This is a genomic window from Azonexus sp. MM2026_4 (assembly GCF_055901855.1).
In genome coordinates this window covers 3,862,329-3,884,744 of sequence record NZ_CM148380.1, presented here as the reverse complement: position 1 = coordinate 3,884,744, position 22,416 = coordinate 3,862,329, and the positions used below count along the sequence as shown (strand labels likewise).

The window sequence follows — 22,416 nt, the reverse complement described above, 5'->3', positions numbered from 1 at the left end:
ACGGATCGTGTTCATGGCTAAGGCAAAAGACACCGCTAAGGATGCTCCCAAGGCTCGCAGCAGCAAGGCCAAGGATAAGGCTGCCGAAAAGGCGCTGCTCGAAGGCGCGCTGACGGAAACCCCGCAACCGCTGGATGCCGAAGCCCGCAAGATGCGGCTGAAGGCACTGATCAAGCTGGGCAAGGAACGCGGTTACCTGACTTACGCCGAAATCAACGACCACCTGCCGGATGACGTGGTCGACGCCGAATCGATCGAAGCCATCATCTCGACCTTCAGCGAAATGAGCATCCAGGTCTTCGACGAAGCCCCGGCTGCCGAAGACCTGCTGATGTCGGACACCGCCGCCTCGGCCACCGACGACGAGGAAGTCGAAGCGCAGGCCGAACAGGCCCTGTTCTACGGTTGACTCCGAATTCGGCCGCACCACCGACCCGGTGCGCATGTACATGCGCGAGATGGGCTCGGTCGAACTCCTCACCCGCGAAGGCGAAATCGAGATCGCCAAGCGCATCGAGGAAGGCCTCAAGCACATGATCCAGGCGATCTCCGCCTGCCCGACGACGATCGCCGACATCCTCGACATGGCGACCAAGGTCGAAGCCGACGAAATGCGCATCGACGAACTGATCGACGGCCTGATCGACCCCAACGCGGTCGAGGAAGCCCCGGCCGCCGAGGCCGCTGCCATCGACAGCGACGACGACAGCGACGCCGACGAAGATGAAGACGGCGACGAGGGTGGCGGCGCCGCCTCGGCCTCGCTGCTGCAGTTGAAGACGGAGGCCTGCGAGCGCTTCAAGACGATCCGCGCGATCCACGCCAAGATGCAGAAGACGCTCGCCAGCAAGGGTTCGCAGGACAAGGCCTACCTCAAGCTGCTGCAACAGCTCTCCGATGAGCTGATGAACATCCGCTTCACCTCGCGCAGCATCGAGCGTCTGTGCGACAGCGTGCGCGCCATGGTCGAGGAAGTCCGCGGCTGCGAACGCAAGATCCAGCAGATCTGCGTGGACCGCGTGCACATGCCGCGTCCGCATTTCATCCAGTCCTTCCCGGGCAACGAAACCAACCTCGACTGGGTCGAGGCGGAAATCGCCGCCGCACCGAAAACCTACGTCGCCATCCTGACCCGCAGCGCGCCGGACATCCAGGAAGAACAGCGCAAGCTGCTCGCCCTGCAGGAACGCATCGGCATCCCGCTCAAGGAACTCAAGGACATCAACAAGCAGATGTCCACCGGCGAAGCCAAGGCCCGCCGCGCCAAGCGCGAAATGACCGAGGCCAACCTGCGCCTGGTGATCTCGATCGCCAAGAAATACACCAACCGCGGCCTGCAGTTCCTCGACCTGATCCAGGAAGGCAACATCGGCCTGATGAAGGCGGTGGACAAGTTCGAATACCGCCGTGGCTACAAGTTCTCCACGTACGCAACGTGGTGGATCCGCCAGGCGATCACCCGCTCCATCGCCGACCAGGCGCGGACCATCCGCATCCCGGTGCACATGATCGAAACGATCAACAAGATGAACCGGATCAGCCGCCAGATCCTCCAGGAAACCGGCGCCGAGCCCGATCCGGCGACGCTGGCCAAGAAGATGGACATGCCGGAGGACAAGATCCGCAAGATCATGAAGATTTCCAAGGAGCCGATCTCCATGGAAACCCCGATCGGCGACGACGACGACTCCCACCTCGGCGATTTCATCGAAGACCAGACGACGCTGGCCCCGGCCGATGCAGCCATGTTCTCCAGCCTGCGCGGCGTCACCAAGGACATCCTGGACAGCCTGACGACGCGCGAAGCCAAGGTCCTGCGCATGCGTTTCGGCATCGAGATGAACACCGACCACACGCTGGAAGAAGTCGGCAAGCAGTTCGACGTCACCCGCGAACGGATTCGTCAGATCGAAGCCAAGGCGCTGCGCAAGCTGCGTCACCCGAGCCGCTCGGACAAGCTGCGCAGCTTCCTCGACCCGACCGGCAACTAAGTTTCACGGGACTGTAGCTCAGTCGGTTAGAGCAGAGGACTCATAATCCTTTGGTCCAGGGTTCGAGCCCCTGCGGTCCCACCAAACTCACCTCCCGGCAGCCGCCGGGAGGCTTTCCCGAACTTCGGCCACCGCCTCCGCCATGCTGACCCGACTGCCCAGCCTGTTCGCCGTCGCACTGCTCTGGCTGCTGCACCTGCTGCCGCTGCCCCTGCTCGCCCCGCTCGGACGCGCACTGGGCGGTGTGCTTTACCGCTTCGGCCGACGCCGGCGGCGGGTCGCCGACATCAACATCGACCTCTGTTTCCCCGAACTGGCGGCCGCCGAGCGGCGCCAGATCGTGCGCGAACACTTTGCCCTGCTCGGCCGCAGCATGCTCGAGCGCGGCATCCTGTGGTGGGGTAGCCGCGCCCGCATCGAACGCCTGGTCCGCGTCTGCGGCGAGGAAAAAATTCGCGCCGAACTAGCCGCCGGCCGCCCGGTGATCCTCCTTGCCCCGCATTTCCTCGGCCTCGACGCCGGCGGGGTGGCGATCACCATGCGCTTCGACATCGTCAGCATCTACTCGACGCAGACCAACCCGGTGTTCAATAAGGTCCTGCTCGCCGGCCGCAGCCGCTTCGGCAATCAGTTACTGCTCTCGCGCGAGGACGGCGTGCGGGCAACGGTCAAGGCGATGAAGGCCGGTCGGCCGTTCTACTACCTGCCCGACCTCAACCCGCGTCGCCGCGACGCGGTTTTTGTTCCCTTCTTCGGCATCCAGACCGCCACCATCACCGGCCTGCCACGCCTGGCGAAAGCGGCCGGCGCCGTCGTCCTGCCCTGCGTCACCCGCATCCTGCCGGGCAGCGCCGGCTACGAAACGACCATCGGCGACGCCTGGCCCGACTTCCCCGGCGCCGACCCGGTGGCCGACGCCGCGCGCATGAACGCCTGGATCGAAAGCGCCGTGCGCACCATGCCCAGCCAGTACTATTGGGTGCATCGCCGCTTCAAGACCCGCCCGGAAGGCGAAGCCCGCCCCTATTGACCCGCTCAGGACAATCCATGCCCGATACCCGCCCCCCTGCCGGCAACACGCCTCCCGACGACTTCGACGGCTGGTGGAACGCCCCCGGCGACTGGTTCGAGGAACCCAACGTCCGCCGCGCCGGCTGGAGCGGCATGGTCACCTGCCGTTACGGCGACACCCTGTACTTCATCAAGAAGCAGAGCAACCACCTCTGCCGCAGCCTGCTGCACCCTTTCGGCATTCCGACCACGAGCCGCGAATTCGCCAACATCAAGCGTCTGCAGCAACTCGGCATCACCGTTCCGGAACCCGTTTTCCACGGCAGCCGGAAAACCGGCGAAGGCCATCTCGGCCTGCTGGTCACCCGCGAACTGGCGGGCTTTCGCGCCATCGCCGACGTCGGCGAACCTGACGCCGCCGAGAAGCGCCAACTGGCGACCGCCGTCGGCCAAACCATCGGCCGCATGCACCGAGCCCACCTGCAGCATAGCTGCCTCTACGACAAACACGTGATGGTCCGCTGGCATGACGGCAAACCGGAGATCGCCCTGATCGACCTCGAAAAGTTACGCCGCCCCTACCTCGCCTGGCGCGCCGCCCGGCACGATCTCGATCAGTTGCGCCGCCATCAGAAACTCTGGGACGCCGACGACTGGGCCGCGCTGCTCGCCGCGCACGGCGCGGCACGCGGCACCTAAGCCGCGGCGACCGGGTATACTGCGAGCTTTCCGCCGGCAGCCCCTTGTTCCGGCAGGTTTTTCAAGAAGAGACACCCACTTTGGCACTGACCATCCTCGGCCTTTCCGGCGCCCTCACCCACGATCCTTCCGCCGCCCTCTACATCGACGGCAAGCTCGTCGCAGCCGCCGAAGAAGAACGCTTCGTCCGCGACAAGCATGCCAAGAACCGCATGCCCTACGAAGCCGCCCGTTTCTGCCTGGACTTCGCCGGCATCAAGCCGAAGGACGTCACCGCCGTCGCCATCCCCTTCGCGCCGATCAGCCTCGCCGACAAGGCGCGCTGGCACTACGCCAAACGCTACTGGTACGCCCCCGACCGCGCGCTCGACGCGCTGCTCACCGGCAACCGCCGCTTCAAGCGCTACAAAAAGCGGATCGAATGGTGCCTGGCGCAGCTCGGTTTCGACCTCGCGAAGACCGAGATCATCCCGGTCGAACACCACCTGACGCACGCTTCCTCCGCCTACCACTGCTCCGGCTTCCAGGAAAAAACGGCGATCCTCGGCATCGACGGCAAGGGCGAATACGCCACCACCTTCTTCGGCGTCGGCGAAAACGGCAAGATCCGCAAGATCAAGGAGTTCTACGACCCGGACTCGCTCGGCGGCCTGTACGGCGCGATCACCGAATACCTCGGCTTCGAGATGCTCGACGGCGAATACAAGGTGATGGGCATGGCCCCCTACGGCGACCCGAGCAAGTACGACTTCTCGCGCCTGGCCAAATTCGAGAACGGCGAACTGATCGTCAACACCGACTACGCCAACGTGATCGGCTTCCGCCGCTACAAGGAAAAGGGCAAGGGCTACTACTTCTCGCCCAAGCTGATCGAATGGCTGGGCCCGATGCGCCACGGCGACATCGCCGACGACCCCTACATCCACTACGCGGCGAGCATGCAGAAGCTGTTCGAGGACCTGGCGCTGCAGATGATGGACTACTACCTCGGCGACATCCTCAAGGAAACCGGCAAACTGGTCTTCGCCGGCGGCGGCGCCTTGAACGTCAAGCTCAACCAGAAGATCATCGCCCGCCCGGAACTGAAGGAACTCTTCGTCCAGCCGGCTTCCGGCGATGCCGGCACGGCCATTGGCGCCGCCGCCTACGTCTCGGTCGAGCGTGGCGTGCCAGTCGAGAAGATGGAGCATGTCTACCTCGGCCCGCAATACAGCAACGAGGACGTCATCGCCGCCTGCGCCCGGCATCCGGCCAAGCCGCAGTTTGAGCTCATCGCCAACGGGGACACCGCCGTGCCCGAACGCATCGCGCAGATTCTCGCCGACGGCAACCCGGTCGCCTGGTTCCAGGGACGCATGGAATTCGGCCCGCGCGCATTGGGCGGGCGCTCCATCCTCGGCTGCCCGAGCGCGCCCGGCGTCGCCGACCGGATCAACGAACAGATCAAATTCCGCGAACGCTGGCGCCCCTTCTGCCCGAGCATGCTCGACACCGTCGGCCCGCAAATGCTGGGCAGCGACCACCCGGCACCGTTCATGACCTTCACCTTCGAAGTCGCCGAGGAATGGAAGACGCGCGTGCCGGAAGTCGTCCACGAAGACGGCACCTCGCGTGCCCAGGTGCTCAAGCGCGACTACAACCCGCGCTACTACGACCTGATGAAGCAGATGGAAAAGCTGACCGGCAACGGCGTCGTGCTCAACACCTCACTGAACCGGCGCGGCGAACCGATGATCTGCTCGCCGACCGATGCGCTGAACATGTTCTACGGCTCCGACCTGCAGTATCTGATCATGCAGGACGTGCTGGTGGTCAAGCCGGGAACTCTTTCACCAGAATAAGCGGCGAAACGTACCGCTGCCTGGATTGTGCAAATCAGAGCAGGGTGCCAACAGGCTCCTTGCACAATCCCACCGCTGCCATCTGCCAAAAATCCACTGACCGCTTGCGCGTCCTACCATTGAGGTCACGCGAGCGATGCAAGCACCGATGCGAGACGCCGGCCAACCGTGGTGATCGAATAGGACTCGATTGCCGTGTTACGCCCGACCGAACCCAGTTGCGCACGCAATTCAGCGTTGCCCGCCAAGGCGCTGAGATGCTCGACCCAATCCTCCGGAGACTCGGCGAGAAACCCATTTTCACCCGCGCGCACGATGCCCGCATTGACGCCCGCCGCCGAGGAAATCACGGGCAGTCCGGCAGCCATATACTGCAGCACCTTCAAAGCACACTTGCCCCGACTCCAGTCATCATCGCGCATTGGCGCGATGCCGACATGCGCGGAACCCAGTGCTTCAGCTTCTCCCGCCTCACTCCACGGAATTGCCAGCGTTGGAAACCCGGCCTCGGGCAAATCGAAATCAGCAACAATCTTCAACCGCAATCGAGGCACATGCTGCGCGGCGAGACGCAATGCCGGCAAGATTTCAACCAGGTACTTCCGGGTTGAGCGACTGCCGATCCACACCAGATCAAACGTATCAAGCGGCTTATCGTAAGTTGCTTGATAGCGCCCGACATCGAGACAGGTGGGCAACAACGTGACCGCCGGGTTGAACCGAGCCGCCTGCTCAACAAGAAAGGGGTTGCCGGCAAGCACGTGATCGCAAGCCGAAACCATGTTGGAAAATCGGTGCATCCTGGTGGACGAGGGAGATCCATCCGTATTGCAAAAGATCGCATCATCAAAATCGAAAACCAGGCGACACGCCAGGCGACGCAAAAGCATCAATAGCGGCCACGGAAAAGTCTTGCGCAGGACGACGACGATATCGGCCTGCCGAGCCTGCCGCAACGCGGCCAAGTAGGCACCGGCACCACCGGCAGCGGTGACATGACTCGGGACGAAGCCCTGCTCGGCAAATTGCCCGAAGAATTGTCTGGCCCGATAGCGAGTGGAGGCGGAATCCTCACCTTTGGAAATGAATAGGAGGCGACGCGACATCAGCATCAACCACCAGGCTTGATGAAAGTCATCTGCATGGTATCGCCACGCCGCTGCCGACGCGCCATCCAGACATAAATCCGGGCAAGCAAGCGACGCCAGGCTACCCGCTTCGACGGTTTGCCTCGGTTACCAATGATGTAATCAAGACTGTTGAGGAATATCTTCGGGCTGCTTTCCATCAGCAGCCCCCGCCGCTCCAAGCCATGAGCCTGTCCCAGACGTTCGAGATTGTCCGGCGAAAAAAGAAGCAGGTGACGAGGAACATCATTCGCGTACCAGTAGGTATTGAACCATTGCCGGCCGAGCGCCGCGCTACTGGGCGTCTCGATGACCAACCGCCCACCAGGCTTCAGCACGCGCGACAATTCGGCCATAAAGGCATGGGAATCCGGGATATGCTCGATGACATGACGCGCAGTAATCAGGTCGAAGCTGGCGTCGGCAAAGGCTGCCGACGCTAGGTCGCCGTGATGGACGGTCAAACCACTCATTTGCGCCGCAGCAACCCCCGCCGCGCTGAACTCGACCCCCTGCACCGCCCAACCAAGCGCCCGCATGGTACTCAAGAAACGGCCATTGCCACAGCCGACATCAAGCAGGCGCCCGCCGCCCAGCCAGTCAGGCGTTGAAACTTCCCTGAAACCACCGAGCACGGCGGCGGCAAGCCGATAAGGAAGGGCGGCTGAAATATGCGCATAACCGCGCGTTCTCGCGAGTATTGCCCGACGTAGCTCGCTGATCTTTCGAATCCGGTTGTCCTGATCGTAAACCATGTAGGTTTCAGGATAAAAACCGGCGATCCGCTCCATTGACGGGACAGGATGCTGAAAAACGCAAGCGCAGGAGGGACACAGGAAATAGTCGTAGCGCTCGTGAAGTTCGTACATCAGGTCGCGGCCGCTGAATTCGTAGCGGGCTAACGTGGCGCAGATCGGACATGGTGCGCTGCTTGCGCAATCTTCGGTCGTCATGGTCAGGTATCCGGAAAAAGGATGTGCATGTCAGTTGCGGGAAAGCAAGCGCTTGATCGCCTTGCGCCCGAACCGACGCTTCAGTACAACTTTCGCGTTATAGATGGTGAACGGCAAATGCAGCCAGCCACCGAAAGCGCCACCAAGTGCATGCATGTACAGGCCCATGAAACGATCGCGACCAGACGCTGACATCTTGTTGCAGACGCGAACCAAATCTGAAAGACGCTTGCGGAGAGGCAAGGGCCCATTATGAACATGCAGACGACCGGTATCGATGAGAAGAAATTGCAATTTCCCCGTTTCTTCGGGCACGACCAGGATGTTACCCCCGGACAAGTCACGGAAATGAATCCCGCGGCCATGTAGCAGAAGCAGGAAATCACACAATTGACGCCAGGCGGTGGCTTCGTCGACACCCAGGAAAACCGCATCCCCCCGGGCGAAAACCGCAACCATTTCGCGCACAGAGAATTCACTGGCGACGAACTCGCACAGATAAAAATTCTCCGTCCTCCCGGGATCGTTGCATTTCTCGAAGTAGGCAACGGGCGGCGCCGCAGCGATACCACGCCGGCGCAACTCACAGGTACCCGTCCAACTCCGCAAAGCCTTGGCTGGTTTGAAGTAATCGAGCAAGCGCTTATGCCAGTGCATCTTGACCGGTTGCTTGGCAACCCAGCGAACCGCCGGATCGCGAGGATTCGGCAACGACCAGATGGCGTTGCGGGCATGGCGAAGGATCGCCTCGCGACTTACCTGCAAGCTGCCGGGATCAATCTCCTCAAGCAGACGAGCCGCTTCCGATGCGGTTGCGGCGGCGACGATGCCCTGCCAGCCCTCGGCGCGGAAGAAATGCAGCGCCTTGCCGCCATGGACGTCGATCGCCACGTCCGGCAGCAGCCCCGCCCCCGGCTTGAGAGCGACCGTCGTCGTCGCCGGCCAGTCGATGTAGACGGGCATCTCGGTCAGCAGCGTCGGCGCTTCATCGAGCGCCGCGCCGTCGCGGCCATGGAAGCTGGCGGCGGCCAGCGTCGCGGTATCGTACACATCGACCAGGGCGGCGGCCCGGCCGTTGATGGTCCAGGCCACATGGGTCAGGGCGTCGTCAGCGCCGGCAAAGGCATGGATCTCCAGACCGTCGCCGCCGCACAGGCAACCGAGGTAGCGCCGCCCCGGAATGCGGGCATTGAACGCGGCCAGGGCGGCCAGCGCCGGACGCGGGCGGAAGTCGGCCAGCGCCCCGTCAACTGCAGCGTAGTGGGTGATCCGCTCAAGCGCCGGATACTGCGCCACGCCGTCGTCCACCAGTCCCTCGCGGTGGCAGATCAGCGGCCCCCACCATGCCCCTTCGAGAGCCCCCGAGGCGGCGGCGAGGACCAGGTAGCGGGTCAGGTAATCGGCCTGTTTCTGCTCGGTTGCCGGCAACTGGCGGCCGATGCGCGGCAGGGTCCAGAAGGCGGCCGGCGAGAACAGCCGGGGTACGCCGAAATCGGCGCCGATGCGCTGCAGCAGGCGAGCCTTCTTGACCAGGTTCATGCGCAGCAGGCCAGCCAGCCGGGGACCGAGAACCTTCGGGTCGTCGCGTTCCGGCTCGGTCGCCCGCTCGGCGAACAGGTTGTCGGTATGGATGTCGGGCAGGCGACCGCGGGCCTGCAAGCCGGCCAGGATGCCGACACTCCACGGTGGTTCGAAGTCGGTGATGCTCGGCCCGGCGAGCAGCAGGCCGCGCTGCCGGATTTCCTGCCAGGCGATATCCCAGGCGGCGAAAAAACCGTCCGGCGTATAGCCGGCCCAGCGCCGGCGGTTGATCGTCGAACAGGCTTCGATCATCGCCACCCGCCCGCCCCAGGCATCCAGCGTAGCCCCCAGGAACTGCCGCCAGACGGCGCCGGCGGCGGCATCGGGCATCGCCCGCGCGGCATCGGCCGGCTGCAGCAGGTGGAGGACGACATGGAAACCGGCGTCGAGCAGGCGACCGAGCAGGCGCCCGGCCGGTCCGTCGGCATCGCCGTAGGTGAAGTCGAGTCGGACGTTGACGATGCCGGCCCCGCGCAGGGTGGCGATGATCCAGTCGTCAACCGCCGGGTCGGGCGAAGCGGCAACGCCGACGCCGGCGAATCGTGCCGGGACGGTGTGCCCGGCCGGCGGCCGGTGCCCCCCCGGGAAAGCGAGACGGCCGCGCAGCAGATAGGCCAGGAAAGGCCGCAGCATGGCCACGCTCATCGCCGTCCCTTGCCGAGAATGAACGGCAGGTCGATCCATTCGATCTCCGTCGCCACCTTGTACAGGCGCTGGATGTTGCGGCGGCGCAGGTAGGTGCCGAGCGACCACGGATAGATGCGCATGTCGGAAAAGTCGATCAGGCCGAGCCGGTCGTCCGGCGTGACGATGACGTTGCCGATGTGCAGCGAACGGAAATAGACCCCGTTGTCGTGCAGTAGCACCACCAGTTGGTTGAATGCGTCGCGCAGGCGACGCTTGCGCGCTTCCGGCAAGGCCTCGCCGGCAAGCTGGCGCAGGGTGACACCGGGCAGCGGACGATAGTGCACGGCGTCGCGGCCAAGTCCGGGGATACGCAGGACGTCGATCACCTCCGGCACCGGCACGCCGAGCGCCGCCAGCTTGCGAGCATTGCTGGCAAAGCGCGTTGCATAGGGGAAAATCATTGCCGAGGTGACCAGGCGCTTGCGCCGGAACAGCTTGAGGATCGTTCCGTCAGCCAGGAGCAGCACCTTGGCGCCGTGCGGGTCGGCCTCAAGTACGCGTGCGCCTTCGCTCATCGCCTGATATTCCTGCTGCGTCAGCGTTTTCAATGCCAATTACCCGGAAAAATCGGGGGATTTTAGCATCGAAGGTGCAACAGGTTCGTCATGGCGCACATGGTACACTCGCGCCCACTTTCTTTCCGCGCGTCGCCCCACGATCGCCAAGCCATGTCGCACGACAGTGACCCGTCCGCTTCCTCACTGAAAATCTACCTCCGGCTGCTCTCCTACGTCCGCCCCTTTGTCGGACACTTTGCCATCAGCCTGCTCGGCTTCGCCATTTTCGCCTCGTCGGAACCGATGCTGGCCTCGGTGCTCAAGTACTTCGTCGACGGCCTGAGCGCACCGCCGGAAACCACGCACCACGACCTGCCGCTGATCGGCAGCGTGCAACTGATGTTCGGTGTTCCGTTGCTGATGCTGCTGATCGTCGCCTGGCGCAGCGTCGGCTCCTTCCTCGGCAACTACTTCCTGGCCAAGGTTTCCTTGGGCCTGATCAACGACCTGCGGCAGGCCTTGTTCAACAGCCTCCTGCAACTGCCGAACCGCTATTTCGACGAGAACAATTCCGGCCACCTGATCTCGCGCATCACCTACAACGTCACCATGGTCACCGGCGCCGCCACCGACGCCATCAAGGTCGTCGTCCGCGAAGGCCTGACCGTGATCTTCCTGTTCGGTTACCTGCTGTGGATGAACTGGAAACTGACCGCGGTGATGATCGTCATCCTGCCCGTCATCGGCGCCATGGTCAGCCGCGCCAGCCGCAAGTTCCGCAAGCAGAGCAGAAGAATCCAGGCGACGATGGGCGAGCTGACGCATATCGCCTCGGAGACCATCCAGGGCTACCGCGCCGTCCGCAGCTTCGGCGGCGAACCTTACGAAGCCAGACGCTTCAAGGCAGCCAGCGAGGACAACATGCGCAAGCAACTGCGCATGGTGAAGACCGGCGCCACCTTCACGCCGGCGCTGCAACTGGTCTCCTTCTCGGCGATGGCGGTCCTGCTGACCCTGGTCCTCTATCTGCGCGGCGACGCGACGGCCGGCGACCTGGTCGCCTACATCACCGCCGCCGGCATGCTGCCGAAACCAATCCGCCAGTTGTCCGAAGTCAGCGCGACGATCCAGAAGGGCCTGGCCGGCGCCGAGAGCATCTTCGCCCAGCTCGACGAACTGCCGGAGGAAAACCGCGGCACCGTCGAACGCGAGAAGATCGCCGGCCGGCTCGAGGTGCGCGAGCTGAGCTTCAGCTATCCCGGCAGTGAGCAGCCGGTGTTGCGCAATATCAGCTTCGCCGCCGAACCGGGCCAGATGATCGCCCTGGTCGGCCGTTCCGGCAGCGGCAAATCGACGCTGGCCAACCTGATCCCACGCTTCTACCAGCACGGCGCCGGCGCCATCCTGCTCGACGGCGTCGATGTCGAGAACTACACGCTACGCAACCTGCGCCGCCACATCGCCCTGGTCAGCCAGCAGGTGACGCTGTTCAACGACACCGTCGCCGACAACATTGCCTACGGCGACCTCGCCGGTTGCCCGCGCGAAGACATCGTCGCCGCCGCCCGCGCCGCCTACGCCGACGAGTTCATCGCCCGCCTGCCCGACGGCTACGACACGCTGGTCGGTGAAAACGGCGTGCTGCTCTCGGGCGGCCAGCGGCAACGCCTGGCGATCGCCCGCGCCATCCTCAAGGATGCGCCCTTGCTGATCCTCGACGAAGCGACCTCGGCCCTCGACACGGAATCCGAGCGCCACATCCAGGCCGCGCTGGAAACCGCCACCGCCAACCGGACGACGCTGGTCATCGCCCACCGCCTGTCGACCATCGAACGCGCCGACCTGATCCTGGTCATGGAGCGAGGGGAGATCGTCGAACGCGGCAGCCACGCCGAACTGCTCGCACTGAACGGGCACTACGCCCGCCTGCACGCGATGCAGTTCAGCGAAACGCTCTAGGCCACCGGCAGACGCTCGTCGAGCCAGCGATACAAAGGCGAATCGACCGCCCAGTTGCGCAGGAAACGCCCCCGGTCGCGCCGCCAGGCGCGGGCGAAAGCGGTTTCCGAGCGATGCTGGCACATCGCGTCGAGGTCGATCAGGACGACCCGCCCATCTTCCCAGAGCAGATTGCTCGCCTTGAGGTCGCCGTGCGTGATGCGCAAAGCACGCAGCTCCACGAAAAGCCTCTGCAGCGCTTCGGCCACTGCCGGTGACGGTGGCTGCTGAGGATCGAGACTGTCGAGCAGGCTGCGCCCGGCGCAATGCTCGGTCACCAGGAAGGCCCGGCCGCGCAGCGGGCCGAGACGTTCCTCGAGCACCGCCAGCGGGCGTGGCGTGGCGATGCCGTAGAAACCCAGACGATGCGCTTCGCGCCACGAATGCCAGGCCCGGCTCGGTCGCCAGGCGCGCGACAGGGCGTGGCGCCAGTGCTTGAGGTTGTAACGCTTGACGACCAGGCGCCGTCCGCCCGCAGCAATTTCGGCGACCGTGCAGGTACCGCCGCTTTTCAGACGGATACCCTCATCGAGACAGGTGTCAGGGCGCGACAGGAAGCCCCGCAGAATTTCTTTAGCTTCCCGCTCCACCACGGCAAAGCGCTTCATTCCCCGCTCGACGGCGAATTGCGTGCATTCGCGGCCGATCTTGCCGAGAAATTCGCGCAGGCGCCGCGCCCGCACCACTTCGACTGCCTGCTGCAAGGCCCGCTCACCAGGCACGACGGCAGCGGCCGGCGCCGCGTAGGCGTCGATGAAAGGCTGGCGCCGGGCATCCCGGTGCGGCGGTAACTGGGCAAGAAGGATGGCCAGATTGTCGGTACGCTCGGCTAGCGTCAGCGGACGCGGCGGCTGCACGGCGCTCACTGCGTCGCCGTCGATGACGTAGCCGGTGCCGCCGGCAAAGAGAAAGTTGCCCAGGTGGAGGTCGGCCTGCCTCAGCCCGGCGGCGTGCATGCGCGCCAGCAGGGGCATCGCCGCCGCCAGCAGACGTGGCCCCCGCTCTTCCGGGTCGTCCCGCCAGACTGCGGCGAGGTCCTCGGCGCCCGGGACGAAGGCCGTCAGCAGCGCATGACCGCCGCCGATCAACGCCTGCGCCTCGACCAGCGCCGGCGTCGGCACGCCGGCGGCGAGCAGCGCCCGGATGCCGTTCAGCTCGCGGGTCCAGTGGCGCTCGCTGGCGGCTGCAATGAAGAGTTTGACCAGCACGGGCTCGCCGGCCAGCGTGCCGGCGCCAACCAGGCGCTTGCCGGGCAGTACGCGCAACAGGCGCTCGACGCACACGATCCGCCCGTCGGCCAGTGCAAGCATGCAGGGTAGCGGCGGGTTGCGGCCGGCGGCACGCAGCTCGGCGGCACGCGATACTGCGGCCATCAGCGGTCGAGACTGGCGTCGGCGAGGATCGCCTCGGCGTCGATACCGCGCAGTTTTTCCTTGAGCAGCTTGCCACCGCGCCGGATGTTGCTGGCACTGGTGCCGAGTTCGGGATTGAGGATCATCGTCGCGTGATTGAGGTGATCGACGTACTGGCCAAGTTCGACCGAATCGAGGAACTTCATCCGGTAGCCGGCTTCGACCATCTTGCGGAACATCGCGCTGCCGGCCGGTTTACGCTCGTCGGCGAAGCCGGTGTTCAGTTCGCGGATGACGTCGGTGCGGAACATCGCGCAATGGCTGCGCAGGTAGTGCAGGCTCTCGTCGAAACGTTCGGCACGGAAACTGCGCTTGCCGGTCAGCCGGAACAGGGCCAGTTTCCAGGCCTGCTCGAACAGTCGCCCCCAGCGCTGCAGCGGCGTCTTGCTCTCCAGTTTCCACGAACCGACACCGGCCAGCCGTTCGTCTTCGGCAAACGGCGCCAGCAGGACGTCGATCCACTCCGGGCGGCGAACGAAGGTGTCGGTATGGATCGACAGCACGTAGGGCGTCGTCACCCGGGCCAAGGCCAGATCGAGCGCGCGCGAGTGCGACAGCGGCGCGTTGTCGTCGGCTTCCGGCGCCCGCTCGATCAGTTCGATCCAGTCGAGCGAGCGCAGATAGTCGAGCGAGGCATCGCCGGACGCATTGTCGATGGCAATCACATGCACCTTGCTGAAATCGGTGTGACGACGCAGCAAGCGCAGGCAGATTTTCGTGATTTCCGGCGTCTTGTAGTTCGGCACTAGGATGGTGACCAGCTTGCCCTGTCCGGTGGTGCTCATTTCAGCATCCCCTCGCGCTGCAGCAGGTCGCGCAGGGCAATCGCCGTCAGTCGGTTGCCTTCGGCGTTCATGTGACCGCCAATTTCCGACGGTCGCCAAAAGGTCTTGACCTCGGGGTGTTTGGCGAGTTGCTCGACGAAAACCGGCCCCATGTCGATCACCGGCATGCCCAGGCGCTTCGCCTCGGCCATCGCGAAATCGGTGATCTCGCCGTACTTCGATTCTTCCTCGTCGAGCACATCGCGGATCGGGAAGTTGACCCAGACCGGCGTCCCGCCGTCGGCGCGGACGCTGGCGACGAAGCGTTCCATGATGCCGGTCAGCGTGCGCCGGCCAAGCGATCCCGGATCGCGGTCGCGCTTGATGCGGTCAGCCAGCGCCCGCTTGAAGACGGCCAGTGCATAGGAATAATGCCAGCCGCCGATCTGCTTGCGACCGCTGCGGTAATCGTCGATCAGCACTTCCGGCGTCGGCACCGGCACATGAGTCAGTTGCAGCGAGCCGTCGTTGCCCATCGGCACGAACAACGGCTTGGCGTAGTCGCGGAAGCTGTAGGTGTTGCGGTTGTAGTCGAGCGCATAGAAGCCGAGTACCACGACGTCCGGCTTGTACGGCTTGCCGTAGTGCTCGTACATCAGGTAGTTCTGGTCGGTGCCGGTCGCCGACACCGCGTAGTTCATCACTTCCCAGTCGGGCAGCAGCGCGGCCAGTTGGTAGGCATAGGTTTCCTCATTGCTGACGCCGTGCCCGAAGGAATAGCTGTCACCGACGATCATCAGCCGCCGCTTGCCGGCCGGCTTGTCGAGCGGGAATTCCTGATGGTTGCGCATGCCCGCCGAATTGGTGCGGATCGCCCCCATGCGGTCCGGCGTGACGTCGATGTTCGGCGCGTTGCGCCAGCCGACGTTGGCGTCGTAGGCGAAGCGCCGGTCGAAATTGACCTTGCCGTCAGCCAGGCGCGCCTTCACCCAGCGCCATTCGCGGGTCACCGAAAGATCGGCGTGCGGTGGCACGTCGTCGCCCAGTGCGTAATACAGGCGGGCGCCACCTTCGAGCAGGAGCAGGGTGACAAGAAGGTTGAGGATGATGATCTTCAGGGTTTTCATGGCGGCGATGCGGATGCGTGACCGGGCATTATAAGTCGCCTCGGCGCGCGGCTGGCGGGGTTGGTATACTCCGCAGGTTTTGATCGGCCCAAAAAAGCGAGTCCAATGAATCTGATCGGCATCTCCGCCCACTACCACGACAGCGCCGCCGCCCTCATCCGCGACGGCCGGATCGTCGCGGCCGCCCAGGAAGAGCGCTTCACGCGCAAGAAGCACGACCCCGATTTTCCCGCGCACGCCATCCGCTACTGCCTGCAGGAAGCCGGGCTGACGCTGGCCGACATCGACGGCGTCGTCTATTACGACAAGCCGCTGATCAAGTTCGAGCGCCTGCTCGAAACCTATCTCGCCTATGCGCCGAACGGTTTCGTCTCCTTCGTCAAGGCGATGCCGGTCTGGCTCAAGGACAAGCTCTACCTCAAGCAGACGCTGAAGAAGGAACTCGCCAAACTCGGCGGCTGCAAGGAAGCCGCGGTGCCGCCGCTGCTGTTCACCGAACACCATCAGGCGCATGCTGCTTCCGCCTTCTTCCCCAGCCCGTTCGAGAAAGCCGCCGTGCTGTGCATGGACGGCGTCGGCGAATGGGCGACCACCTCGGTCTGGCTCGGCGAAGGCAACCAGTTGACCCCGCAGTGGGAAATCAACTTCCCGCACTCGCTCGGCATGCTCTATTCGGCCTTTACCTACTACACCGGGTTCAAGGTCAATTCCGGCGAGTACAAGCTGATGGGGCTGGCCCCCTACGGCGAGCCGAAGTACGTCGACCTGATCCTCGACAAGCTGATCGATCTCAAGGAAGACGGCACCTTCCGCATGGACATGCAGTACTTCAACTACGCCACCGGTCTGACCATGACCAACGACCGCTTCGCCGCCCTGTTCGGCGGGCCGGCGCGGCAGCCGGAATCGCCGATCAGCCAGAAGGAGATGGACCTCGCCCGCTCGATCCAGGCGGTGACCGAGGAAATCGTCCTGCGCCTGGGGCGGACCGTGCACCGCGAACTCGGCGTCGACCACCTGTGCCTGGCTGGCGGCGTGGCGCTGAACTGCGTTTCCAACGGCCGCCTGCTGCGCGAAGGGCCGTTCAAGGAAATCTGGATTCAGCCGGCGGCGGGCGACGCCGGCGGCGCCATCGGCTGCGCGCTGGCCGCCTACTATGCGAAGAGCGGCGCCGCACGCGTCCCGGAAGCCGGCGACAGCATGCAGGGCAGCTACCTCGGCCCGCGCTTTGCGGCCGATGAGATCCGCCGCCAACTCGACGAATACGGTGCCGTCTACCGGGAACTCGACGACACCGAGTTCTTCGACCGGGTTTCCGACGTCCTCGCCGACGAGAAGGTGGTCGGCTGGTTCCAGGGCCGCATGGAGTTCGGCCCGCGCGCCCTCGGCGGCCGTTCGATCATCGGCGACCCGCGCAGCCGCAACATGCAGTCGGTGATGAACCTGAAGATCAAGTACCGCGAATCCTTCCGCCCCTTCGCCCCATCGGTGCGCGCCGAAAAGGTCGGCGAATGGTTCGAGCAGGATAGCGCCAGCCCCTACATGCTGATCGTCGCGCCGGTGCGCGAGGACAAGCGGATCGCGATGACCGCGGAAGAAGAAAAGCTGTTCGGGATCGACAAGCTGAACGTGCCGCGCTCGCAGATTCCGGCGGTCACCCACGTCGATTACTCGGCGCGCATCCAGACCATCCACCGCCAGACCAACCCGCGCTACTACCGGCTGATCGAAGCCTTCGAGGCGAAAACCGGCTGCCCGGTGCTGATCAACACCTCGTTCAACGTGCGCGGCGAACCGATCGTCTGTACGCCACAGGATGCCTACCGCTGCTTCATGCGCACCGAAATGGACACGCTGGTGATCGAGAACTTCGTCCTCGCCAAGTCCGACCAGCCCGCCTGGGAAGGCGACGAAAGCTGGAAGGACGAGTTCCAGCTCGACTGACGCGCCCCGGAGAAACGACCATGTTCCATGAAATCCCCGTCCTCGACCGCAAGGGCCTGCGCGACTTCGGCCTGCTCACCGGCGCGCTGTTCGCCGGCATCTTCGGCCTTTTCCTGCCCTGGCACTTCGGCTGGGCCTGGCCGCTCTGGCCGTGGCTGATCCTGGCCGTGCTCGGTGGCCTGGCGCTCGTCGCACCGCTGGCGCTCAACCCCTTCTACAAGCTGTGGATGCGCTTCGGCATGGTGATGGGCGCGATCATGTCGCGCCTCATTCTCGGCATCGTCTTCTTCCTCGTTGTCACGCCGCTCGGCCTGCTCATGCGAGCCACCGGCAAGGACCCGATGCACCGGCGCTTCGACCGCCAGGCCGCGAGCTACCGCGAGCTGATCGGCGCCAACAAATCCAATTCCCTCGACAAACCTTTCTAGGCGGCAACATGCTCGAACTTCTGAAAGACCTCTGGGCCTTCATGCAGGTCCGCAAGAAATACTGGCTGGCGCCGGTCATCATCGTCCTTCTGCTGCTCGGCGGCCTGCTCGTGCTGTCGCAGGGCTCGGCCATCGCCCCCTTCATCTACACGCTGTTCTGACCTACTCGCGGCCTGCGAAGAAGGCCAGGATGCGGCGCAGCCGCCGCTTGTCGGCGGCGGTCAGGCGCTGCCGCTCGACGTAGTCGAGATAGAAGCGCAGCCGCTGCGTGCGGCTCAGCGCGTACTTGGCGACCTTGTCGAGACAGGCGAGGTCCTTGACGATGCGGTAGCCGAGAAAAGGCTGCATCCAGAAACCGCCGTTCGGGCAGTCGATCAGGTAAAGCTGCGGCGTCTCGCCGCCAGTGACCAACAGGTTGCGCCACTTCAGGTCGTTGTGCACGAAGCCGTGCGCGTGCATGGCGCGCGTGCAGGCGGCAACCTGCGTCGACACGGCCGCCACCCAGGCGCGGTCGCGCAAACGCGGGTCGTCGCGTTTCGCCAGTTGCGCCAGGTCAACCGTGTCGCGCAGTTCCTCGGTGACCAGCGCGGCGCGCACGAAACGCCCGCCACGCCGTTCCTGTCCCCAGGCGACCAGCGTTGCGGTCGGCAGTCCCCAAGCGTGGAAGCGCTGCAGGTTGCGCCATTCCTTGACCGCCCGCTGCGGCCCGCAGAGGTCGCGCAGGCCGAACCAGCGCCGCGCCAGCTTGCGCCGGCCGATGGTGTAGCGCTTGACGTAGTAGAGAACGCCGTCAAGGCGCAGGCGGATCACTTCGGACTCGGGATCGACCGTCACCCGCTCGCCCTGCAGCGCGAACACCGCGTCGAGCGAGGCGAAAGCCTGGCCGGAATCGCCCGTCGCGTAGTCGGGATTGAGCTGCCAGTCGATCACGATTCGCTCCCGGACGGCACGTATTTGCGCCGGTATTTCAAGAGCAAGCGCTCACCTTCGGCATGCAGGTGGGCAAGCAGCGCCTGTTCGTCGCGCAGCACCTCGCGCAAGGGCCGGGCGAAGTAGTCGCGCAAAAAGCGCAGCCGGTCGCGTTGCGTCAGGCCGATTTCCAGCGCCGAGAAGTAGAGCCCGGCGAGGTCCTTGTCGCGCCAGCGGCGCGGGGTCTGCGCCCGGATCTGGGCGCGGTGCAGGTCGATCAGCGAGAGCTTCAGCGCGGCGGCGGTCGGCGCCGGGTCGAGGTGGAGCAGGAAGTGGCAGAGGTAGCAGTCGCGGTGATTGACGCCGCCCCGGTGCATGGCGCCGACCATGGCGGCGACGCGACGGATCAGCGCCCGCTTGAGCGCCGGGGCCGGCGGCATCTTTGGCCAGTCGCGGCAGAAATCTTCCAGGCTGACGGTCGGTGCCAGTTCCTCGGTGACGATGAAGGAGTGCTCGCGCGCCGGGTTGGCGCCGCGCCGCCCGTAGGCGACGGCGCGCATGGTGTCGACGCCAAGCTCCTCCAGGCGACGGATCGCCCGCCATTCGTTGCCGGCGCCGAGCACCGGCAAGCGCAGCGAGACGAGGTTCTTGAGAATCTCGCCCCAGCCGACGCCGCGATGAATCTTGACGAAATAGCCGCGCCCTTCGACTTCGGTGCGGAAGGTGCGGCGCCCGTCGAGCTCGCGGAACACCTCGCCTTCCAGCCGGTCGACCGCGGCAAACGCATCCTGGCCGGCCCACAGGCGGTCGAAGGGCGGCGCCAGCCTCAGTTCGTCGCGCACGGCCGCTCCTTGAGGATGATGCCGGCAGCGCGCTCGGCGTTGCTGTAGATGTCGGCGCTTTCCGCCCAGGCCAGGGCGTTGCGCTGCCAGACGGCGCGCTGCGCCTGATCAAGCAGGATTTCCTGCAGCAAACCGTCCATGGTCGCCTGCGCGAAGGGCTCCGGGATCACCCGGCCGCCCGCCGCCTCGTCGATGTAATGCGCGTAGCCGCAGACCGCCGAGCAGAGCACCGGCAGCCCGGCGACCAGCGCTTCGAGCAAGACCGTGCCGGTGTTCTCGTTGTAGGCTGGATGGACCAGCAGGTCGGCGCCGAGCAAAAAGCGCGGAATGTCGTCGCGGCCGGCCAGGATGTTGACCTGCCCGGCCAGCCCGAGGCCAGCCGCCATGCGCTGGAACTGGCTGGGCTCGTCCTGGCCGATGGCGATCAGCCGGGTGCGCCCGCGCAAATCGGCCGGCAGATGCGCCAGCGCCTGCAGCGAGCGGTCCAGCCCCTTGGTCTTGAAGCCGGAGCCGATCTGCAGGAGCAGCAGATCGTCGTCGGCAAGGCCGAATTCGGCGCGGAAGGCGGCGCGGATCGCCGGCGCCTCCGGCGGCGCCCGGCGGTCGCGGGCGATACCCGGCGGCAGCAGGTGGAAACGCGACTTCGGCGTGGCGTAGTGCTTTTCGAAAAAGGGCTGCTGCACCTGCGAGATCATCAGGATTTCGGTCCGGCTCTCGGGCGCGAACACCGCCCGCTCATACGCTGCGAAATGCCGGTAGCGGCCCGAGAAGCGGTAGAGCGGGTTGCGCAGCGTCTGCGCCTTCTCTTCGTAGCAGGGGTCGGCGGCGAAATAGACGTCGAGCCCCGGCATCTTGTTGAAGCCGACGACGCGCTCTGCCGGCCGCTGCGCCAGGTCGCGCGCGACCCAGGCGGAGAATTTTTCGTAGCGGCGGGCATTGGTCAGCGCCCGCACCGGAACCGTGACCACTTCGAAGCCGGCCGGCACTTCACCCTGCCAGGACAGCGTATAGACGCGGATGGCGTGGCCGCGCGCCTGGCAAGCCAGAGCGATGCGCAGGAAATCGCGCTGCAGACCACCAAACGGAAAGTATTTGTAGAGGCAGAAAGCCAGTTGCATGGGCGCCGAAGCCGCATAAGTCAGGCGGCGGATTTTACTGGCAAACCCGCCCGCCGGTCACGCCGGACGGTCAGCTACGGCGGGCCAGCATCTTCTCCTGGATCGCCTTGATGATGCCTTCGCCGATCAACCGCACTTCGATTTCGTCGACGCGGTCAAACTTTTCGCTCTCGATCTCGGCGCGCTTGGTGCGCGGCAGGTTGCCGAGAATGCGGTCGCGCACCGCATCTTCCTCAACGAGGTGGAGCAACTTGCCGAGGTCGTAGGAATCGACCCGAGACAAGACGGCCTGGATCGAATTGGCATCGGCGAACTCGATGTCGCTGATGTCGCAGAACTCTTCCGGCGCCTTGACCCGCCGCTCCTGGAAGAACTTCTTGCCCTTCTCGTCAAGCAGGCGAATCACCTCCGACTTGCGGAAGGTGAACAGGTCCTCGGTCAGCTCATTGCGCGCCAGTTTCTGAAGGACACGATTGCGGTCGAGATCGACCATCGCCGCGAAATCATCGACGCTGATGTACTCATACTCCAGCTTGCCGTTGTCGGGATCGGCCTCACCCGCCTTGCGCGCCTTGGCGACGATGTCGCCGGGCGAGAAAACGACGCACTTGGCACCGTCGCGATCCTCGTCGAGCTGAATCAGGTGCAGCATCAGCAGCTTGCCCAGGATGTGCCGGATATGCACGTCGGAGTGCCCGAGCAGTTGCCGCGCCTGGGCAAAGACGGTAGCCAGCGCCGGCCGTGCGATGACCGGCTGCGAGGTGGCCCGGGCATCCGCCTTGCGCGCTGGTGCCGGCAATTGCGCGGCGCCGACCAGGCTGAGCAATTGCGCGTAAGTGACGATCTCCGGCTGGAAATTGACCCGCGATGCGATCACCTCGCTCGCCCGCGACGCCCGCATCGCCAGGGTTTTCAGGATGCCGCGCAGCAGCTTCGGGGTCGCCTCCAGGACCGACTCCAGACCTTCGGCATCGACCAGGTAGAACTCGCAATAGGTCTTCGCCACCGCGTTGTCGGTACGCCGACCATTGAGCAGTTGCGGCGTCGCGCCAAACACATGACCGCGCGACAGGGTGTCGATCACCACCCGTTTTTCCTCGCGCACCATGTACAGATCGACTTCGCCTTCCTTGATCACGTACAGATGACTGCTCGGCATGCCCTCCGTGTATAGCACATCGCCCGCGTAGGCACGTAGCTGGGTGGCGGGCAGATCGTCATCGATGGGCAAATCGGCAATCTGCAGGGGGGTAGCATGGGTACGCATGAGCAACTCCGGAAGTTGACATTCACCAGATTAATATTTTATTACATTTTGTGTTTTTTGCAAAAATAGCATATTACTTACTGCGAATTGACTTTTGTCAGACTGACTCAGTTTGTAACCAAGGCTCGATTTCTCGCATACCCTGCACCTCCACTCTCTCCCGAACTTGAGCACCGGAGTCGGACTGACCAAAACGTAAGCGGACCATCTTTTCCCGTCC

The 22,416-nt window shown here is 64.6% G+C and carries 18 protein-coding genes, 1 tRNA gene and 1 pseudogene; 9 read left to right on the top strand and 11 right to left on the bottom strand.

The window, feature by feature from the left end; translation table 11 throughout:
* Window positions 1–13 precede the first annotated feature (13 nt).
* From rpoD to AC0KWY_RS18310, 5 genes and pseudogenes are all read left to right on the top strand, one after another.
* Window positions 14–1,991 (top strand): annotated as a pseudogene (gene rpoD / locus AC0KWY_RS18330) (RNA polymerase sigma factor RpoD).
* A gap of 7 nt (window positions 1,992–1,998) precedes the next feature.
* Window positions 1,999–2,075, top strand: a tRNA-Ile gene (locus AC0KWY_RS18325).
* A 58-nt stretch (window positions 2,076–2,133) separates the two neighbouring features.
* Window positions 2,134–3,021, top strand: a complete 888-nt coding sequence (locus AC0KWY_RS18320) for a lysophospholipid acyltransferase family protein (protein WP_474026916.1) — start codon at window positions 2,134–2,136, stop codon at window positions 3,019–3,021.
* A gap of 17 nt (window positions 3,022–3,038) precedes the next feature.
* On the top strand, window positions 3,039–3,701 hold the full coding sequence (locus AC0KWY_RS18315) for a lipopolysaccharide kinase InaA family protein (protein ID WP_474026915.1): 663 nt from the start codon (window positions 3,039–3,041) through the stop codon (window positions 3,699–3,701).
* An 80-nt stretch (window positions 3,702–3,781) separates the two neighbouring features.
* Entirely contained in the window at window positions 3,782–5,542 is a 1,761-nt protein-coding gene (locus AC0KWY_RS18310; RefSeq protein WP_474026914.1) for a carbamoyltransferase family protein, read from the top strand.
* A 125-nt stretch (window positions 5,543–5,667) separates the two neighbouring features.
* Here AC0KWY_RS18310 and AC0KWY_RS18305 read toward each other — a convergent pair whose 3' ends face one another.
* From AC0KWY_RS18305 to AC0KWY_RS18290, 4 genes are read right to left on the bottom strand one after another with little or no spacing between them, the layout of a single operon-like run.
* Window positions 5,668–6,648, bottom strand: coding sequence for a glycosyltransferase family 4 protein (locus AC0KWY_RS18305; RefSeq protein ID WP_474026913.1), 981 nt, complete (start codon window positions 6,646–6,648; stop codon window positions 5,668–5,670).
* A gap of 5 nt (window positions 6,649–6,653) precedes the next feature.
* A complete protein-coding gene (locus AC0KWY_RS18300; RefSeq protein WP_474026912.1) occupies window positions 6,654–7,622 on the bottom strand; it encodes a class I SAM-dependent methyltransferase in 969 nt (322 codons plus the stop codon).
* A 30-nt stretch (window positions 7,623–7,652) separates the two neighbouring features.
* The gene (locus AC0KWY_RS18295) at window positions 7,653–9,836 is read right to left on the bottom strand and encodes a hypothetical protein (RefSeq protein ID WP_474026911.1); all 2,184 of its coding nucleotides are present in this window, start codon (window positions 9,834–9,836) and stop codon (window positions 7,653–7,655) included.
* A gap of 8 nt (window positions 9,837–9,844) precedes the next feature.
* Complete coding sequence (locus tag AC0KWY_RS18290; protein ID WP_474026910.1) at window positions 9,845–10,405, bottom strand: BUD32 family EKC/KEOPS complex subunit; 561 nt, start codon at window positions 10,403–10,405, stop codon at window positions 9,845–9,847.
* Window positions 10,406–10,558: 153 nt separating this feature from the next.
* Between AC0KWY_RS18290 and msbA the strand changes: the two genes are divergently transcribed.
* Entirely contained in the window at window positions 10,559–12,346 is a 1,788-nt protein-coding gene (msbA, locus tag AC0KWY_RS18285) for a lipid A export permease/ATP-binding protein MsbA (protein ID WP_474026909.1), read from the top strand.
* Here the strand turns inward: msbA and AC0KWY_RS18280 are convergent.
* Genes AC0KWY_RS18280 through AC0KWY_RS18270 form a run of 3 tightly spaced genes read right to left on the bottom strand, consistent with a single transcriptional unit; the run spans window position 12,343 to window position 15,688 of the window.
* Complete coding sequence (locus tag AC0KWY_RS18280) at window positions 12,343–13,758, bottom strand: lipopolysaccharide kinase InaA family protein (RefSeq protein ID WP_474026907.1); 1,416 nt, start codon at window positions 13,756–13,758, stop codon at window positions 12,343–12,345. The two genes, msbA and AC0KWY_RS18280, sit on opposite strands and share 4 nt — an antisense overlap.
* A complete protein-coding gene (locus AC0KWY_RS18275; RefSeq protein ID WP_474026906.1) occupies window positions 13,758–14,582 on the bottom strand; it encodes a glycosyltransferase family 2 protein in 825 nt (274 codons plus the stop codon). Before AC0KWY_RS18275 ends, AC0KWY_RS18280 begins: the two co-directional genes overlap by 1 nt.
* Window positions 14,579–15,688 carry an SGNH/GDSL hydrolase family protein gene (locus tag AC0KWY_RS18270; protein ID WP_474026905.1) on the bottom strand — a complete coding sequence of 370 codons (1,110 nt, stop codon included), beginning with the start codon at window positions 15,686–15,688 and terminating at the stop codon, window positions 14,579–14,581. Before AC0KWY_RS18270 ends, AC0KWY_RS18275 begins: the two co-directional genes overlap by 4 nt.
* A 105-nt stretch (window positions 15,689–15,793) precedes the next feature.
* Here AC0KWY_RS18270 and AC0KWY_RS18265 point away from each other — a divergent pair, with 105 nt between their 5' ends.
* The 3 genes from AC0KWY_RS18265 to AC0KWY_RS18255 are packed head-to-tail and all read left to right on the top strand — an operon-like array spanning window position 15,794 to window position 18,221.
* The gene (locus tag AC0KWY_RS18265; RefSeq protein WP_474026904.1) at window positions 15,794–17,632 is read left to right on the top strand and encodes a carbamoyltransferase family protein; all 1,839 of its coding nucleotides are present in this window, start codon (window positions 15,794–15,796) and stop codon (window positions 17,630–17,632) included.
* Between the two features lie 20 nt (window positions 17,633–17,652).
* Window positions 17,653–18,060 (top strand): SxtJ family membrane protein, encoded by a 408-nt coding sequence (locus AC0KWY_RS18260; RefSeq protein ID WP_474026903.1) that lies wholly within the window; start codon window positions 17,653–17,655, stop codon window positions 18,058–18,060.
* A gap of 8 nt (window positions 18,061–18,068) precedes the next feature.
* Window positions 18,069–18,221 carry a DUF5989 family protein gene (locus tag AC0KWY_RS18255; RefSeq protein WP_416694825.1) on the top strand — a complete coding sequence of 51 codons (153 nt, stop codon included), beginning with the start codon at window positions 18,069–18,071 and terminating at the stop codon, window positions 18,219–18,221.
* Between the two features lies 1 nt (window position 18,222).
* Here AC0KWY_RS18255 and AC0KWY_RS18250 read toward each other — a convergent pair whose 3' ends face one another.
* From AC0KWY_RS18250 to AC0KWY_RS18235, 4 genes are all read right to left on the bottom strand, one after another.
* Window positions 18,223–18,990, bottom strand: coding sequence for a lipopolysaccharide kinase InaA family protein (locus AC0KWY_RS18250; RefSeq protein ID WP_474026902.1), 768 nt, complete (start codon window positions 18,988–18,990; stop codon window positions 18,223–18,225).
* Window positions 18,987–19,811, bottom strand: a complete 825-nt coding sequence (rfaP, locus tag AC0KWY_RS18245) for a lipopolysaccharide core heptose(I) kinase RfaP (protein WP_474026901.1) — start codon at window positions 19,809–19,811, stop codon at window positions 18,987–18,989. Before rfaP ends, AC0KWY_RS18250 begins: the two co-directional genes overlap by 4 nt.
* Window positions 19,796–20,929, bottom strand: coding sequence for a glycosyltransferase family 4 protein (locus tag AC0KWY_RS18240; protein ID WP_474026900.1), 1,134 nt, complete (start codon window positions 20,927–20,929; stop codon window positions 19,796–19,798). Before AC0KWY_RS18240 ends, rfaP begins: the two co-directional genes overlap by 16 nt.
* 70 nt (window positions 20,930–20,999) lie before the next feature.
* Complete coding sequence (locus AC0KWY_RS18235; RefSeq protein WP_474026899.1) at window positions 21,000–22,196, bottom strand: cyclic nucleotide-binding domain-containing protein; 1,197 nt, start codon at window positions 22,194–22,196, stop codon at window positions 21,000–21,002.
* Window positions 22,197–22,416 lie beyond the last annotated feature (220 nt).

Bases quoted from the DNA above. Each gene is read 5' to 3' on its own strand.
- AC0KWY_RS18295 (WP_474026911.1), bottom strand. From the start codon at position 9,836: ATGCTGCGGCCTTTCCTGGCCTATCTGCTGCGCGGCCGTCTCGCTTTC.
- AC0KWY_RS18280 (WP_474026907.1), bottom strand. From the start codon at position 13,758: ATGGCCGCAGTATCGCGTGCCGCCGAGCTGCGTGCCGCCGGCCGCAAC.
- AC0KWY_RS18275 (WP_474026906.1), bottom strand. From the start codon at position 14,582: ATGAGCACCACCGGACAGGGCAAGCTGGTCACCATCCTAGTGCCGAAC.
- AC0KWY_RS18300 (WP_474026912.1), bottom strand. From the start codon at position 7,622: ATGACGACCGAAGATTGCGCAAGCAGCGCACCATGTCCGATCTGCGCC.
- AC0KWY_RS18240 (WP_474026900.1), bottom strand. From the start codon at position 20,929: ATGCAACTGGCTTTCTGCCTCTACAAATACTTTCCGTTTGGTGGTCTG.
- AC0KWY_RS18260 (WP_474026903.1), top strand. From the start codon at position 17,653: ATGTTCCATGAAATCCCCGTCCTCGACCGCAAGGGCCTGCGCGACTTC.
- AC0KWY_RS18255 (WP_416694825.1), top strand. From the start codon at position 18,069: ATGCTCGAACTTCTGAAAGACCTCTGGGCCTTCATGCAGGTCCGCAAG.
- AC0KWY_RS18290 (WP_474026910.1), bottom strand. From the start codon at position 10,405: ATGAGCGAAGGCGCACGCGTACTTGAGGCCGACCCGCACGGCGCCAAG.
- AC0KWY_RS18315 (WP_474026915.1), top strand. From the start codon at position 3,039: ATGCCCGATACCCGCCCCCCTGCCGGCAACACGCCTCCCGACGACTTC.
- msbA (WP_474026909.1), top strand. From the start codon at position 10,559: ATGTCGCACGACAGTGACCCGTCCGCTTCCTCACTGAAAATCTACCTC.
- AC0KWY_RS18270 (WP_474026905.1), bottom strand. From the start codon at position 15,688: ATGAAAACCCTGAAGATCATCATCCTCAACCTTCTTGTCACCCTGCTC.
- AC0KWY_RS18320 (WP_474026916.1), top strand. From the start codon at position 2,134: ATGCTGACCCGACTGCCCAGCCTGTTCGCCGTCGCACTGCTCTGGCTG.
- AC0KWY_RS18265 (WP_474026904.1), top strand. From the start codon at position 15,794: ATGAATCTGATCGGCATCTCCGCCCACTACCACGACAGCGCCGCCGCC.
- AC0KWY_RS18305 (WP_474026913.1), bottom strand. From the start codon at position 6,648: ATGTCGCGTCGCCTCCTATTCATTTCCAAAGGTGAGGATTCCGCCTCC.
- AC0KWY_RS18235 (WP_474026899.1), bottom strand. From the start codon at position 22,196: ATGCGTACCCATGCTACCCCCCTGCAGATTGCCGATTTGCCCATCGAT.